Source organism: Oceanobacillus luteolus, assembly GCF_042678205.1.
Classification (GTDB): domain Bacteria; phylum Bacillota; class Bacilli; order Bacillales; family Amphibacillaceae; genus Oceanobacillus; species Oceanobacillus luteolus.
The window spans coordinates 1-15,797 of sequence record NZ_JBHUDE010000163.1 but is presented as its reverse complement, the minus strand read 5'-3'; the positions used below and the strand labels follow the sequence as shown (position 1 = coordinate 15,797).

General features: G+C 36.1%; 10 protein-coding genes. 9 read left to right on the top strand and 1 reads right to left on the bottom strand.

Features of this window, described 5'->3' with window-relative positions; translation table 11 throughout:
* From ACFSBH_RS19305 to ACFSBH_RS19275, 7 genes are all read left to right on the top strand, one after another.
* Positions 1-924, top strand: a complete 924-nt coding sequence (locus ACFSBH_RS19305; protein WP_379599243.1) for a hypothetical protein — start codon at positions 1-3, stop codon at positions 922-924.
* The gene (locus ACFSBH_RS19300; protein ID WP_379599241.1) at positions 863-3,001 is read left to right on the top strand and encodes a VirB4 family type IV secretion system protein; all 2,139 of its coding nucleotides are present in this window, start codon (positions 863-865) and stop codon (positions 2,999-3,001) included. Before ACFSBH_RS19305 ends, ACFSBH_RS19300 begins: the two co-directional genes overlap by 62 nt.
* Before the next feature lie 28 nt (positions 3,002-3,029).
* A complete protein-coding gene (locus ACFSBH_RS19295; protein WP_379599239.1) occupies positions 3,030-7,007 on the top strand; it encodes a hypothetical protein in 3,978 nt (1,325 codons plus the stop codon).
* Positions 7,007-8,428, top strand: coding sequence for a lysozyme family protein (locus tag ACFSBH_RS19290; protein WP_379599237.1), 1,422 nt, complete (start codon positions 7,007-7,009; stop codon positions 8,426-8,428). Before ACFSBH_RS19295 ends, ACFSBH_RS19290 begins: the two co-directional genes overlap by 1 nt.
* 583 nt (positions 8,429-9,011) lie before the next feature.
* A complete protein-coding gene (locus ACFSBH_RS19285) occupies positions 9,012-10,835 on the top strand; it encodes a reverse transcriptase domain-containing protein (protein ID WP_379599235.1) in 1,824 nt (607 codons plus the stop codon).
* 106 nt (positions 10,836-10,941) lie between these two features.
* Positions 10,942-11,667: a C40 family peptidase gene (locus ACFSBH_RS19280; RefSeq protein WP_379599233.1), complete on the top strand. Its 726-nt coding sequence runs from the start codon at positions 10,942-10,944 to the stop codon at positions 11,665-11,667.
* 55 nt (positions 11,668-11,722) lie between these two features.
* Positions 11,723-12,334: a hypothetical protein gene (locus ACFSBH_RS19275; RefSeq protein WP_379599231.1), complete on the top strand. Its 612-nt coding sequence runs from the start codon at positions 11,723-11,725 to the stop codon at positions 12,332-12,334.
* A gap of 17 nt (positions 12,335-12,351) precedes the next feature.
* On the opposite strand, the gene ACFSBH_RS19270 is transcribed toward ACFSBH_RS19275, so the two are convergent.
* Positions 12,352-13,377: a hypothetical protein gene (locus ACFSBH_RS19270; protein ID WP_379599229.1), complete on the bottom strand. Its 1,026-nt coding sequence runs from the start codon at positions 13,375-13,377 to the stop codon at positions 12,352-12,354.
* Between the two features lie 153 nt (positions 13,378-13,530).
* Here ACFSBH_RS19270 and ACFSBH_RS19265 point away from each other — a divergent pair, with 153 nt between their 5' ends.
* Complete coding sequence (locus tag ACFSBH_RS19265; RefSeq protein ID WP_379599227.1) at positions 13,531-13,875, top strand: hypothetical protein; 345 nt, start codon at positions 13,531-13,533, stop codon at positions 13,873-13,875.
* A gap of 488 nt (positions 13,876-14,363) precedes the next feature.
* Entirely contained in the window at positions 14,364-15,620 is a 1,257-nt protein-coding gene (locus ACFSBH_RS19260) for a helix-turn-helix domain-containing protein (protein ID WP_379599225.1), read from the top strand.
* The last annotated feature ends 177 nt before the right edge of the window (positions 15,621-15,797 follow it).

Below are 15,797 nucleotides of genomic sequence, written 5' to 3'. Positions count from 1 at the left end.
ATGGGAAATATTATTTTCTTCGCGTTATTAGGGATGGCGATGTATATAATCATACAAAAAACAAATGGTCGCCCAATATTCCCTACATTCAATTCGGATGAAGGTAATTCAAAACAACCTATTAAATACAAAAAAAATAATCCAAAGAAAAAGGAAAAGGATCTACCAATAGATGAAGAACCTAATCCATTTAAAGAATTTATTGGTGATGTTAAGGAGATAAAACATCACATGCTGCGATACCACGACAATACTTTTGTAATGTTTGCAGAGGTAGAACCTGTTAACTATTTCCTACTATCCCAAAGTGAACAGGAAGCAATCGACGTTACGTTTGAAACTTGGCTTGCTCAAACAAACTATAATGTTCAATTTTATCTTCAAAACAGATATATAGACTTATCTGAACCAATTACAAAAATGCAAGAATCGATGAGAAATGCTGAAAACCTTCACCCAAATACAATAGCATATGGTGAGTCAATGGTTGAGGATTTACTAGCTTGGCAGTATAACTCTCCAATTTATGAAACAAAAAGATATTTATTATTCACTCATAAAATTAACACTGCTGAAATTACTGCTGACAACGAAGAAGAATTAGAGGAAAAGATAGTAGATAAAGCATTCGGTGAATTGCATAGACGACTTATCGCTGCTAAAAACCAATTAAATAATGCAAGAATGGAAGTCCAATTATTAACAAATGAAGGAATTGCTGATGTTCTATACCATGCCTTTAACAGAAGGAGAGCAGTCAAAAATAGGTTTAAAGATTTCGGTGAACAAGAAATGCTCGCTTCATATGTAACCGCAGATCAGGATGAGATTCGTGTTGAGCTTGTAAAGGAGGCAATTAACAATGAAAAAGAAAAAGAAGCTGTTTCAGCGAAAGAAGAAGTTCCAAAAACAGGAACAGAATAACACCAATATAGAGTCCGATACAGCGGAACTTTCAAATGAAGAAAAACTATCTTCGACTGAAATCAGTTATGACGAAGAAGGAAATATTATTATGCCACCAAAACCTACTGTCTGGGATTTAATCGCTCCCGATGGACTATCTATCAATTCAGAAGATAGTGGGGTAATCAAGCAATCGTTAGGTACTAAAACATATTTTAGACCATTCTATATACCACTTGATGGCTATCCGAGAAAAATGCCTACAAATTGGTTATATAAAATGACTTCTGCAGGTGAAGTAGACATATTGGTGGATGTACATAAAATGTCAACCGCTCACGCCGTACGATTATTGCAACAACAAATTACCATCTTACAATCTAACTTATCGTATCAAACGAAGAAAGGAAATATTGATACGATACAGGAAACTAAAACAAGAATATTTGATGCGGAAAACCTCATGGCAGAAATCCAGTTTTCGGAGAACGACCTTTTCAACGTCAGTACATTCGGTGTGCTATATGGTCAGTCGGAAAAAGAGCTAAATAACTTTAGTGAAACTGTCGAGGATATCATGGCTAATGGTTTCTTCAAACTTACTGGAGCATGGAGCAGAGTAAAAGATGGTTTTAAAAGTGCTTTACCATTAGGGAAGAATAGAATGCCAGACACCTTAAGAAACCTTGATAGACGCTCTTTATCCACGTATTCTCCCTTCATTAGTGGGAGCGGAAGATATATGGGCGGTATACCAATAGGTGTTAATCGTATCACTGGCCAACTTGAATTTATAAATTCATTTGGTACAGAAAACTATCGTCCTCAAAACTATAATATGGGAATAACAGGCATCCCAGGTTCAGGTAAGTCCTTGGCAATGAAATTAAAAATTGCCCGAGAAACAAGTGGTGCAGATGTATGGTCAATGATTATCGATCCAGAAGCAGAATTTGTAGATTTAACTAAGAAACTTGGCGGTATTAATTTAAATATTTCAGAGGAAGAAGATATCTGTATAAATCCTTGTGCTATCAGTGCCACGGAAATAGAAAAGAACATTGATGAAGATGATGAATTGTCTTGGCTCGAAGCTAATGATAACCATGAAATTGTTGAAAGAAACGGAAAAACATACATCCGATTTGTTCCAGTTAGAGAAAAGCAGGCTGAGCTCTTAAATTTCTTTGATATCATCGTTCGAGGTAAAGACTCGGAGGATCCGGGGCTAACTGTGTTTGAAAGAAACTACTTAGAAGAATCTATTAAATATGTATTTGAAGAACAACTAGAAATTACAACGCATCCGGATTCTTTGTATAGACATATCCCAACAGAAATAGACGGCCGTTTAGTTCAATCAAAAGCAAGAAAGCCAGAACCAACTATTTCAGATATATATAAAGTTCTAATTGACAGATATAAAGACGAAAGAAAAGCAGAACGACTTATCGCAGCTATTCGTCCATTTTTAAGGGATGGTAGTAAACCAATATTTGACGGTCAAACCTATTTTGGTAAAGGGGTAACCAACTCCCTATTGGAATCTCGAATTGTAAACTTCAACATTGCCGAAATGGAAGAAGGCTTTTTACGACCAATCGCATACCACGTTATTCTGAATTATATTTGGGAGTATTTTGCGAAAAATCCTGAAAATGCTTTAAAGAAGAAATATATATACGCGGACGAATTGTGGCAATTTATAGATAACGAACAAACTGTTAGTTTCTTTGAAAAAGTAGCAAGAAGAGCCAGAAAAAGAAACTGTGGTCTGTGCTGGGCTACTCAAGACTTTGTTCGTATTCTTGAAAATCCAAAAGCAAGGGGGATTTTATCCTCTACCTTTACTATTCTCTTCATGCAACAAAACAATATTGACGAAGCAAAGGTAAGAGAGAACTTTGATTTATCAGAAGGAGAGATTTCAATTATCTTCGGAAACCCTGGAAAGGGAGAGGGGATATTACGAATCGGTAAGAGTTCCGTATACCTGCAAACTAATCCTTCAGAAGAAGAATTAATATTTATCGAATCAAACCAAGCTGTATTGGAGCAAATGTTAGAAAAGAAAAGAAAAAAACAACAGCAATAAATCAAAACAATAAAAAGGGGGTGAATTGATGTTTAACATTAGCGATAACTTAATGAATATACTCAATGATATTTTTTCCTGGTTGTACGAATCATTAATCGAGCCATTTCTATTTCTTCATAGTTTCCAAAACTTAATATTTGGAGAAGGTAGAACTGAAGACTTAATTCATAAGACATTTACTTCAACGGAGATAACAGGGGTATTCCAACCAGGTTCGACCTTAATTGCTTCAATAGCAGGATTCTTCATCTTAGCTGCTATTGTAGTAGCGGGAATGAGGATTGGTTCTACTGCTATCAACCCAGCAAGCAGAACATATTATATTGAGTTTTTCAAAGACCTAGCTATTGTAGCAATCGTTTTCTTCAACTTAGATTTTCTATATGATTTTATATTCACCATTAATAATGGTATTGTAAATATTTTCGCTTCCGGTTACGAAGATGCCGGACTAGACCTTCTTACCAGTGTTTCAGGAAACGGTATTATCGGTTCAATTATTGTAGGAATCATTATATTGTTTCTCACTCTTTGGGCTAACTGGTATTACATGATGCGAAAATTAACTTTACTCATTCTAATGATACTTGGTCCTTTGATGATCGCTCTTTTCTTAATACCACAATTTAAAAGTGTTACAGTTGCATGGTTTGAAGAATTGGTTGGTACCGTATTCGTACAGAGTATACATGCGATTCTCTTTTGGATTGCAGCTCTAATAACAGTTGCAAACGCTGATCCCACCGAGGGTAATATGATAGATGCGCTAGTTAACATTGAATCTTTAATTCTATATTTAATATTCATCCCTACCGGTGAAGCAATTCGCTCACTACTCGGAATGGGTGGAGGAATGCACAATAACCTTAGTCGTGCAGGAGCAATGTTTGGTTTATCTGCATTAGCTGGTGTATATGGCTCTGTTAAAGGGGCATTAGACAAAGATAGCGGTAGCGTTATGGGAGCTTTAAAAGGTGCAAGAGATGGCACTTCCAAAGTAAATAGAACTACAGAACAAACCGATGGGGAATCCATCATTAGAGATGCTACGATGGCTGCAAATACAGGAACTGATACAGGTACGACTCCTAAAGCAGAAGGAATGCTAAAATGGGGCGACATTGGTAGCAAAGCAGGTAAAGCTATTGCTGGTTCCGCTGGTTCCATAGGTGGTGCTGCAATTGGCGGCCCTATGGGTTCAATGGTCGGCGCTTCCGTTGGATTTATTGCCGGTGGAGTTGCTGGAGGTGTTGCTGGTAGGGGAGCGAAAGCTTCTAAAGATTTAGTTGCTAACAATCTAAAAAACGGCAAAAATTCTTTTACTGATACATGGGGTGAATTAAAAGACCCGCTTAAAGGAAATCAAGAAGAACTTGCTAATGTACTTGCGGACAAGGAAACAGCAGACTATGAAAATGAATTTAAACCAAGTTTTGTTGAAAAAGCTCAACAAGATTTTCCAGACTTAGATCATAAAGGTATTGAAATGATGTGGCAGGACCATAAAGAAGGTATTCATGCCAATAACCTAGCAAATGCAAGAGATTTAGTGAAAAAAGCTACCGGTAAAGAAGGCAAACTTGCTAGTGCCTCATCCTTAGCTAACACTGGTGCTAGTGAAATGACGAATAGATGGGCTAATGAAAATAAAGAAGCTTTTGAACAAGAGTACGATTCTGCTAATCCATTACCAGAAAATGCAACAGCTGAGGAAATGAAGCTTCATGCAGAAAATAAAAATAAAGCATGGAATGAAAAAGTGGCTTCAAAACAGGCTCATTTCCAAAGTATCGCTAATCAAACTGCTGATCAATTAAAAGATGAAGCAATGGGGTCAGAAATAATCAGCAAGGATGATTTTGCTAAGAATTATGCTAATAATCTTCAAGAGCATGATAAACAAGGATTTATCGAAGAATATCAAAGGCAGAATCCTAATGCAAGTTCTGAGGACGCACAAAGCGCTTACGCATTAGCCAAACGTAACAATGCCAGATCAAACTTTGCAAAAACATACATGCAAAACAATCCAAACACAGATTTAGAACAAGCTGAAAATCTTTATGACATGACACAAGGTTCATCTTCCAAAGCAGATTATATTAATAAGGCTATGAATAGTGCATCTAAAGCTCACACTAACAAGATGGAGAAAACCTTTGACACTGCATTGCCGTATATTAAAAGTGATGATAAAGAAGGCTTTATTAAAGATTACCAAGCTAACATTGATCCTTCTGCTACAACGGAACAAGCTAGTGCTTTATATGATTCGGCCAAAGAGACTGGTACTAAGCAAATGTTTATGAAAAACCAAAAGTTCTCTCCTACAAATGAGATGAGAACTCAAGCTGGAAACGATTATGATTTAGCTAAAACGTACTCTACGGCAGATAATAAAGATGCATTTGTTCAAGCGTATCAAGCTCAACATCCGAATGCTACCAAAGAACAAGCAGAAATGTTATTCGATCAAGCTAATAGCACTTCTACCGGTGGACAAAGAAGTTATCTAGCAGCCGCTAGAGGTTCTATAGACTCAGTAAAACCAGAAACTGTATTTAATAAAGGAATGAATAAATCTGTAAACCGCGGCTACTTAACTAATCAATTAGCAGCCGCTCAAACACTTCAAGATAAAGATAACTTTATTAAGCAACAGATCGATAACAGTGTTCCTGAATCAACAGCTCAACAGATGTGGCAGAGCAGAGAACAAGACCAATTCCAAAGCAATCTAGCACACTTTGATAACCAATTACCTCAAATCGTACCAATGAAGAATATGATAAGTAAGAGTAACACCTTGCAAAAAGGAGTTGCGGCCGCGAGTGCGACAAGTGCATTTGTTGGACAAGCAACTGGAATTACACCAATTGCATCAGCAGCCAAGAATGCTGCAATTAAAGGTAAACTTGCTTCTCAATCATTTGTACAAGGTTATCAAGAAGGTACACAAGACGTATTAGAATCTCCTGAAAATACGTTACCAAATGATAACCTCGGCAATCAGATGGTTACACAAACTAAAGCTATACGTTCAGGTCTTGCAAAAGGTATTAGTAATGTCGGAAATACATTAGAACCTGCCATTGAGACCGCTAAAGATAAGCAGAATTCATTCCAAAATGCGGTAGCTTATACAGGTGGACTAGTTGGAGGCATTAAACTCTATCAGAAAGCGGGGCAACTTGCTTCAAGAGTAAATCCTTACAATAAAGTTATGAATAAAAGCAATGAAAGTGGTGTTTATGAGGCTTCTGAAATCAGACAAATGGCTTCAAGGAAGGACGACGAAACAGGTCAAAGCTATATTCCTCAAGGGAATGTCCAGTTAGTTAGTACACCTAGCCAGTCCTTTGTTCAAGTAACAGATAGTGCTGGTCAGAAAAGGATTGTTTCCCGATATGGTGCGGGAGATAGTGCCTTAAAACAAGGACAGGTTGTTTATCAGGATCTTACTGTAGATGACAGAGGTGGTCTAAAACCTGTTACCAACCCTTATATGATTGATACTGGTGGAGCCAAAGTATCGACAAATAGAAATATGAATATTAACCCTAATAAATTAATAGCGACAAATCGACCAGAACCTATAAACTCTAGAGCGACGCAAAGTGTTGCACCTTACAACGCAAAAGTGGAAACTGGGACATTTACTAGACAGGAAGCTATTAACTCAACAGAAAATATTAGGTTAATAGTTACAAAGAATCAAAGTTATATGGTCGGCAATGAAAAGGATACCGGAAAGGAAGTAAGAATCTCTCCAATAAGTCCGGGTGATGCTAGACTAGACGCAAATGACGTCAGAGAAGTACACTACACTGTTCAAAACAAACGCTTTAATATCGAGAGAGTAATGGACAATAATGGGAAAAATGTAAATTATAATCCTCGAATGGAGACAGATGAATATCTGTATTCTCCAAGAAATCCACGTGTTCAACGTAGACAACAATTTGAAAGAGAAAGATTTAAGAAAATCGGTGGGATAGATTAATGTCTTTCCAATACGATCCATTCTCTCAAAATAATCAGGAAGAAAAAAGCGATTCAACCGCTAAAAGAGCAGTTAGAACAGCAGGAAATGTAGCAAAAAACAAAGTGAAGAGCAAAATTGCAAAGAAAGCAATTAAATTAGCCGCTTCTGCTGCAAAGAAAGGAATAGTTGTACTGGGAAAGGCTTTATTAGCCTTCCTCGGTACGCTAGGATTACCAGCTATCTTAGCAATAGTGGGAATCGTATTTCTCATCATTATCATTACATTTGTTTCATCTGCACTTTTCGGTGGGGGAATTGGTTTAAATGACGAACAACAAGAGTTATATGACCATATAGTGGAAGCTTCTAATAGCACCGTTAATATGAACAATCCCGAGCAAAGACCCTATAGGGTTCCTGTTCAACTTTTATCATCTGTAATACAGTTGGAAGCAGCTCAAGATGACGACCATTTTCAACTTGTAACGGATCTTGCAGAACTTCTCGCTCCCAACTTTATATATAGTGACCAATTCAACGAATATACCGAAACTCAAACCAGATCTTGTAAGGAAGGTGACTGTGAACCCTGGAGTGATATTCATAGAGAAGATAACTATGTATCGAAACTAACAAATATCGACTACTGGGAAGGACACAGAACATTTACTTATAATTCATATGTTACAAATTGGTACGAAACAGTCGAGACAGAATACGTAACAGAGATAGAAACTGTTACAGAAAAATATATTGATTATGAAACACGTAAAAGAGAGAGAACGAAATATGTACCAGAGCAAGTTACTATCTATGAAGATAAAGTTATAACAGATGTGGTTGTTCACAAGATTCCTGTACCATTTCCACCCTGGTATATAGAGTGGGAACAGGAGGTTAAAAAAACAGTAAAAGTTCCTAAAACTGTTACTCGTTACAAGCAAGTTACTGAAGAGTATGAAGAAGTTGTACCCGTAGAAAAAGAACGTGAAGTGGAGATTGAAGTTCAAAAAGAAGTAAAACATTATACCAAAACTAGGTATCAACTCTATCGAAGAGATTCACATGATGTGACAGACTATACCTTCTTAGATACTAAATTAAATTCATTAGGATTTGGTATTAATGATAAAAGGTTACTGGAAGCAAATTATAATTTTCAAGGAAGGACAATGGAGTATATTGCATGGTTAGAGAATAGCTATGGTGGAAATTCTGGTGGTGGTTATTTTCCTCCATACAATCCATATCCCGGACTTGTTACACCAGGAGAAGGAATACCTAGTCAATTTATGCAACATTATCTAGCTGCAGAAGCGGCGTTTGGTACACCTTGGTTTATACTTGCATCTGTTCACGCACAAGAAACACAATTTTCTACCCATCCAACCATGATCTCCTCTGCAGGAGCAGAAGGTCATATGCAAGTGCGACCATAAGGTCATATAAGAAATCTCCCTAGCAAGGAGCAGGCTAGACCACAAGAGCCTGTCGTCACCCAACTTATCCGTGAGGGAAACCAAATATCGGGGAGTGTAGCATGTTGGGAAAGCCATAAGTTACCGAATTACCACGGTACGACTGAATGGCAAGACGAAAAGTTGAAAACAAGGATGAAAGCTAAACTGCTTGAACGATAGTCCGAGGGGGTTAATGGTCCACCTATAACGGAAGGTAATTATAAACGTTATACAGCCAGAGGGAACGGGTTAACTGGGTACTCGCTCTCCAATACACAACTGATTAATTGCGTGTCAGTTGTGAAGTGGTCTGAGGCTGACCAACTCCGATAAGGAGAAAAGGGCGAACGTCGCATCCGATATTACAACGCGCTTGTTCTTATATGTACTAAATGGTGATTACCTAAGTTGGAATGCTGAAGAAGCTATGACATTTAGTGTCTGAATATCCAATATGGTAACGGAGTTCCCGTAGTAGTCCGAGATAGGGAAAGCCTATCACATGGCGAAGGGGAACAGCTTATCTCGTCTTACACAAAATTGGAAAGGAGTGTGAGGCTCTATGAGAAGTCCAAACATAGTGTTAGACAATCTGGCGAAACAGGCAACTCGTGCAGACTATAAAATTCGTAGGTTATATAGAAACTTATACAACATGGAGTTTTATCTGATGGCTTACTCAAAGATATACTCCAAGGAAGGCAACATGACGCAAGGTGTTGACGGAACAACCATTGACGGAATGAGTCTTGAACGCATTGAAAGGCTTATAGAAAGTCTGAAGGATTACAGTTACCAGCCTAAACCATCCAAAAGAGTTTATATTCCTAAAAAAAATGGAAGCAAACGACCATTGGGAATCCCATCATTTGAGGATAAGCTACTACAAGAAGTTGTACGAATGATTCTTGAAAGTATCTATGAAGGTTCTTTCTCTGATACTTCACACGGATTCCGTCCGAATCGAAGCTGTCATACAGCCCTTATACAAGTAAAAGAACGATTTACAGGGGTAAAATGGTTCATTGAGGGAGATATTAAAGGATTCTTTGATAATATCGACCACCACACTCTTATAACCATCTTAAAAAGAAAAATTGAGGATGAAGCTTTTATCAATTTGATTTGGAAATTTTTAAGAGCAGGATATCTTGAGGAGTGGAAATACCATAAAACATACAGTGGAACACCCCAAGGCGGAATTATCAGTCCCATTTTATCGAATATCTACCTTAACGAGCTAGACCACTTTGTCGAAGAATACAAAGCAACATTCGATAAAGGAAAAGCCCGAAAAAGGTCAAGAGAATACCGAACTCGTGAAGCTAGACTTTCAAGGGCAAGAAAAAGATATAAAGAAAAATGGGATGAAATGAATGAGGAAGAAAAGGAAAAAGCGCGACTTCATGTTAAAGAACTTAAAAATCACATGATGGAAATACCCTATAAGGACCCAATGGATGAAGGATATAAAAGGCTGCAATATACTAGGTATGCGGATGACTTTCTAATAGGTATAATCGGCAATAAAGAAGATTGCAGAAAAATTAAGGATGACTTAACTGAGTATCTTAAGAAAGAACTTAAAATAGAACTTTCACAAGAAAAAACACTCATTACGCATTCCAAAGATCGAGCACGATTCCTTGGATATGACGTGAAAATCAGTCACGATAATAAAACTGCTAAACATACAGCGAGTGGTCATAAACAACGAACACGAACCATGAGCTGTGAACTTTTACTGCCCCATGAAGTTTGGAGAAACAAACTGATTGAATATAAAGCGTTGAATATCGACTCAACCACAGGAAAATGGAAGTCAATGCACCGTGCTCACCTACTTCAAAATGACGATTTAGAAATTTTATCAACATATAACGCTGAAATAAGAGGTCTGTATAACTATTATCGCTTGGCAAATAACGTCTATAAGTTAGATGGATTCAAACATATTATGGAATATAGCATGTACAAAACATTTGCCAATAAATATAAATCAAGCGTTAAGAAGATAATTAATAAATTCAACGTAAATGGTCATTTTGGAGTAAGATATGATACTGCGGATGGGAAAAAAGTTTCTTACTTCTACAGAGATGGCTTCAAGAAACAATTGTCTATCTCAAGAAAACAGGAAATAGACGCCATCCCTTCAGGACGAAATATAATCTACAATAGAACGAGTCTGGTCGAACGACTTTTAGCAGGAAAATGTGAATGGTGTGGTGAAACCAACGTGCCACTTGAAATTCACCACGTCCGAAAGCTAAAAGACCTAAAAGGCAAGAGAAGATGGGAAAAGCGAATGATTGAAAGAAATCGCAAAACCATGGCACTTTGTAAAGAATGCCACCTTAACTTGCACAATGGAAAGCTAGATTGATAAGTGGAGAGCCGTATACATCGAAAGATGTACGTACGGTTCGGGGAGGAGCTCTTGGAAACCTTTCATGGAAACATGAAAAGGCGCTGGGTGCTTACTCTACTTTATGCCTTGCACATGGGTAGGATGGTCATATCCAGGTTGTTCTGGAACATTAGGTAAGGCATCTATACCAAACAGCGTAAAACATAGCCCTGTTCAAATTGGCCGTTATGGGGGCTATGGGACGGATGGTGACGGAGATGGAATTGCAGATCCTTGGAATGTTGCTGACGCTATTTTTTCTGCTTCTAAAATGTTAGCTGCAAATGGGGTACAATCAGATCCACGTCGTGCAGTTTTAACTTATAACCAAGCTGGATGGTATGCAGATGAAGTATTAGCTAGAGCAGAAAGATTTAGAACCCAAGCTGTATATTCCCCAGGCGATGGTGCAATGGCTAATGTAGTTGAAGCTGCTACGTCATGGCTTGGTAAGAGTAATAGATATGTATTTGGTGGGGGCCGGAACTCTAATGATATAGCAAGAGGTCATTTTGACTGTAGTAGTTTTGTTCATTGGGCATTTAAACAAGCTGGAATTGACTTAGGTCCATTACACAGTACAAGTACAGAGACACTAAATAAAATTGGAAAGCGAATTAATTTTGCGGATATCCAACCGGGCGACATTATATTCTTTGATTCCTATAAGAAAGATGGACACGTAGGAATATGGTTGGGTAACGGGCAATGGATAGGTACACAGACTTCCACTGGTATAGCTATTGTAGATCAAAATGATAGTTATTGGAGCAGTATCTTTAAAGGTCACGTTAGACGTATTAATTAAGGTAAAGGGCAGGGTAATCCTTGGCCCTTTATCTTTAACTGTAAGGAGGGAGAATATGGTTAAGTTCATTAAAATATGTGTTTACTCCATAATATTTATTGTAATTTTCGTTGGTGGTATAACATTAATTTCCTACTTAAATCGTTATGAAGCAATGGATATTAATGAAAAAGTAAAGTTAATTGAATCAGGTGAAGCAATAAGAGGCGGAGAAACAAGTCAGTCGGCTGTTATCAATGAGGAAACTGCTTTAGATAATAAAACAAAGAAAAGAAACAACATTAGACTATCAGACAGCAATCCTTTAGATCCCGTGCAATTCCTATTCGCTTCATTAGCTTTAGAAGATATCGACCAATTTATTTTTAGCTTTAACGTAGAAACCATTCTCTTTGAATATCAATCCCTCGATGACACTGCAAAAGAGCAGATACTTAGTTCTATGAAACAAATATCTCGAGAAAACACCATTGACAGCATTCAATATAATGAATTAAAAAACAATCAGATCGAGCTAAAGATATTATATGAAGATGGTAAGGAAGCGGAGATTACACTTCAGTTGGACCGGACCACCTCCATAAATTATGAATTGGAGCCTGTTTTCTACAATATATTAACCCCCATATCAGAAATTATCGAACAAATTGAAAACACCATTCAATAAAGAATGGTGTTTTAGTTTTACTTTGTTGTTATCCCTTCCTGAAAATCTTTCAGAGATATTACGTTAGATTTTAGTTTCATTTGTTCTTGATTAGCGCCTTTGTTTTCTTGATTCATCATAAAATGGCTACATGCTCTATGAACGTATTCTTTGTAAAGTTCAGATTGGTTAAAACTTCTGAGAAGTAGTTGCACATCATAAATCTTTTTTGGGAATACAATTGTTTCGATTTCATCTGGATTCCATTGCTTTAACTCTTCGCCCTCTTTAATATAATACCGTTGAGGACTGTCTAGCTTAACTCCATAAGGATCATGCTGAACAGGTATAAATTTCTTAAAATGAAGTGGAACACCTATAAATCGGTTTTTAGTTCCGTATATATTCATCCCAAATGGTCGTGGAAATAGTAATACTGCTTCCCGTTCATGAGTAATACCAATTAAAAAATGAGATTCTTTTGTAGAAGGAATACGGTGTAAATAACGTATCGCATCTTTTTTTCTTATTTGATTAGTTTCTCCATCTTTCTCTGTAGTACGAATTAAGTAATCCATGATATCACTATTCTTTTTTAATCGTTGTTCTTCTTGGTATTGCTCAGGATTTTCAGCAGCTTTTTTCTTTTCTTTGTTAATCTCTATTGATTTAGCAACCACATACCAAATAAGAATAGGGGAGAGCGGGATAAATATTAGGGTACCGATTAATATAGACCCGAATTTAGAGCGTAACATGGTACTTCCGTATACATACGCTAGTAGACCAATCCCAACAATTAAAGAGAAAAATATACAAAAGAAGAGATAGATAATAAAGACGTTATAAGCGGTAACTGCCGCTCCACCAAAACCATCTGCAACAATACCCATATCTTCGGCTACATGATTAAGTCCTGTAAAGTTAATGATAGGTTGTATATACTTTGGCCAGATAGAGATTACAATAATAGCAACAATAACACCAATTAAACCTGCTAAACCAACATGCTTCCCACCACGATAATGTAAATATATATTAGCTGCGTGTAATAAAGAAGTCATTACGATCACCACCTAGTTATATTAGCTTTTCAGCAAAGTTACTTAATATTTAGTATCTTATGATACAATTATATCACGAATAAAGGGATATACCTAAAACTCCTAAAAAGAGCTGTATGGACCTCATGAAAGATTATATTGGAGCTGATTAATATGATAGAAGAAAAATATAAACTAAACCAATTTGCACAAGAAATCGAACAAGAAATGAGGCGGGAATCCTTCTCAAACCATTATTATTATGAAAATGAGTACTTAATAAAACATAACTTAACATGCCCGCTTTGTAAGGGAAAAATTAAGAAAAACTTTAAGAACGTTCTTACCGGCGCTCACGTTATAGGTATGATTCAATTGCAAGAACAAAGGACAAGTATATCTTATTCACTATGTAAGAAATGCAGTAAAAATCTTCAGGATGCATCAACTCAAGAAAAGGAAACCTATGAAAGTATTATTCGTTCACATGTTGTAGCTGCTATAGGAATTAAAAATTAAGTGTAGAAGGGGTAAAATAAACGATTATATAGAGTATTATTTATATCTTTGCTCGGATTGTGGAGATTACTTTGCTATCCATATCCAAAGAGAAATTGATTACAGGGAGAACTCGGAACTCAATAAAATTTATTGCCCTTATTGTGCTAATGATGAACAGGTTCAAAATACGGAATTAGTAAGGGTGAATATGCAAAGCATTTTATTAACGATTAGTAGAGTTCTAGTTTGATAAGCATTATATTTAAAGCAAATGCGTCAACACTCGATAAATTTTCGGGTGTTTTTTGTTTAATTTTTTGATTGCAGAATAATTCCCAAATACTACAACCCTTTTTTAAGCTGTTTTTCTTAAATACTGGAAAATTTTCCATTTATAACGTTAAATACACCTCTTATAAGTAGTTTATATTCCAAAGTTGGGAAAACTCATTATGTGATAGTATTCACACTATATGTTATCTATAATAAGGTGGGGAGGGGGTCCTATGAGAAATGATATAGGATACAGAATAAAATTCCATAGAGAAAGAAGGAACATGACACAGGGTGAGTTAGCAGAAGGAATAATATCAGTTTCCTACTTATCTAAAATAGAGAATGGAAGAGCTGACGCTCCAGAAGAAGTTATTGATTTTTTATGTAAAAAATTAGATATTAAATTAAATTCAAATGATGGGAAAAAAATCGAGAGTATTTGTAAAGACTGGTTTGAAGCCTTATTTAATCAAAATCTAGAAAAAGCTCATGCACTTTATAAAGAGATTGAAAAAAACAAGGAATCTATAACAAGTAATAGCTTATTAAACCTTGTAGAAATCCATATTTTGAGATATTTCTTAATACATAATAAACAACGTGAAGCTAATCTTCATTATAAAAAATTGAGACGACTATCAAAACAATTTAATGAAAAAGAGTCGTACTACTGGTTGAAGTTCAATGGTTATTACTGGTTTAGCCTTTCATCCTATAATAAAGCACTTATTTACTTCCAGAAAGCTGAAAGATACCTACACTTTACATTTTACGAAATAGATGAGGAAGAATATAGTTTATACTATATGATTGCCTTAACTGCAAGCTATGATAAAAAGGCTCGTATTGTATATGAATACGCAAGTAAAGCATTACAATATTATGAGCGCAAAGTTAAATTGAAACAAGCAGCAGAATGTCATTTATTACTTGGGATTACATTTGTTCGAAACAAAGACTTTGAAGATGCAATCGAGAGCTTTACTCTTGCACAAAAAATAGCTGATACGATAGACAATAAAGATCTTCTTGCAACATCATTGCAGAATATAGGAAACCTTTATTCCATACTAAATAAGTCGAAAGAGGCAATAGCTTATTACAAACAGAGCTATGAACTTAGAAATACAACTCAGAGTAAAATCGTACCAATAAACAGTTTAATGATAGAGTATTATAAAACACAAGATATCAAAAAAGCCAGTTATTGGCTAGAAACTGGTCAAAGAGTGCTAAGTGAAGATAATACACCATCGATTTATAGATATGAATTAGAAGTATATAATCAATTAATTAATGGCATTGTCGAGAAACAATTAGAAAAATTAGTGTTAAACGAGGTCATACCTTTCCTCGATAACAGAGGACAACAACATGAAAAAGTGCCTTTTTTAGAATTGCTGGCTAATTATTATTTTGATAATAGGAAATACAAGTTAGCAGCAATTTATTATAATCAGGCACTCAAAATAAAAAGCAATCTGTGAAAGGGGATAATCAAATGAAGAAATTACTGGGTCTATTTCTTGCTCTATCACTAATTTTTACAGCAGGATATACGTAAGCGTCAAACAATGAACACCTTCTATTAAATATCCGTTCTTGAGATAATCTCTTTAGAAAAAAATCTGGAGGTTATGCCAATGAACGATGCTAACAAAAGA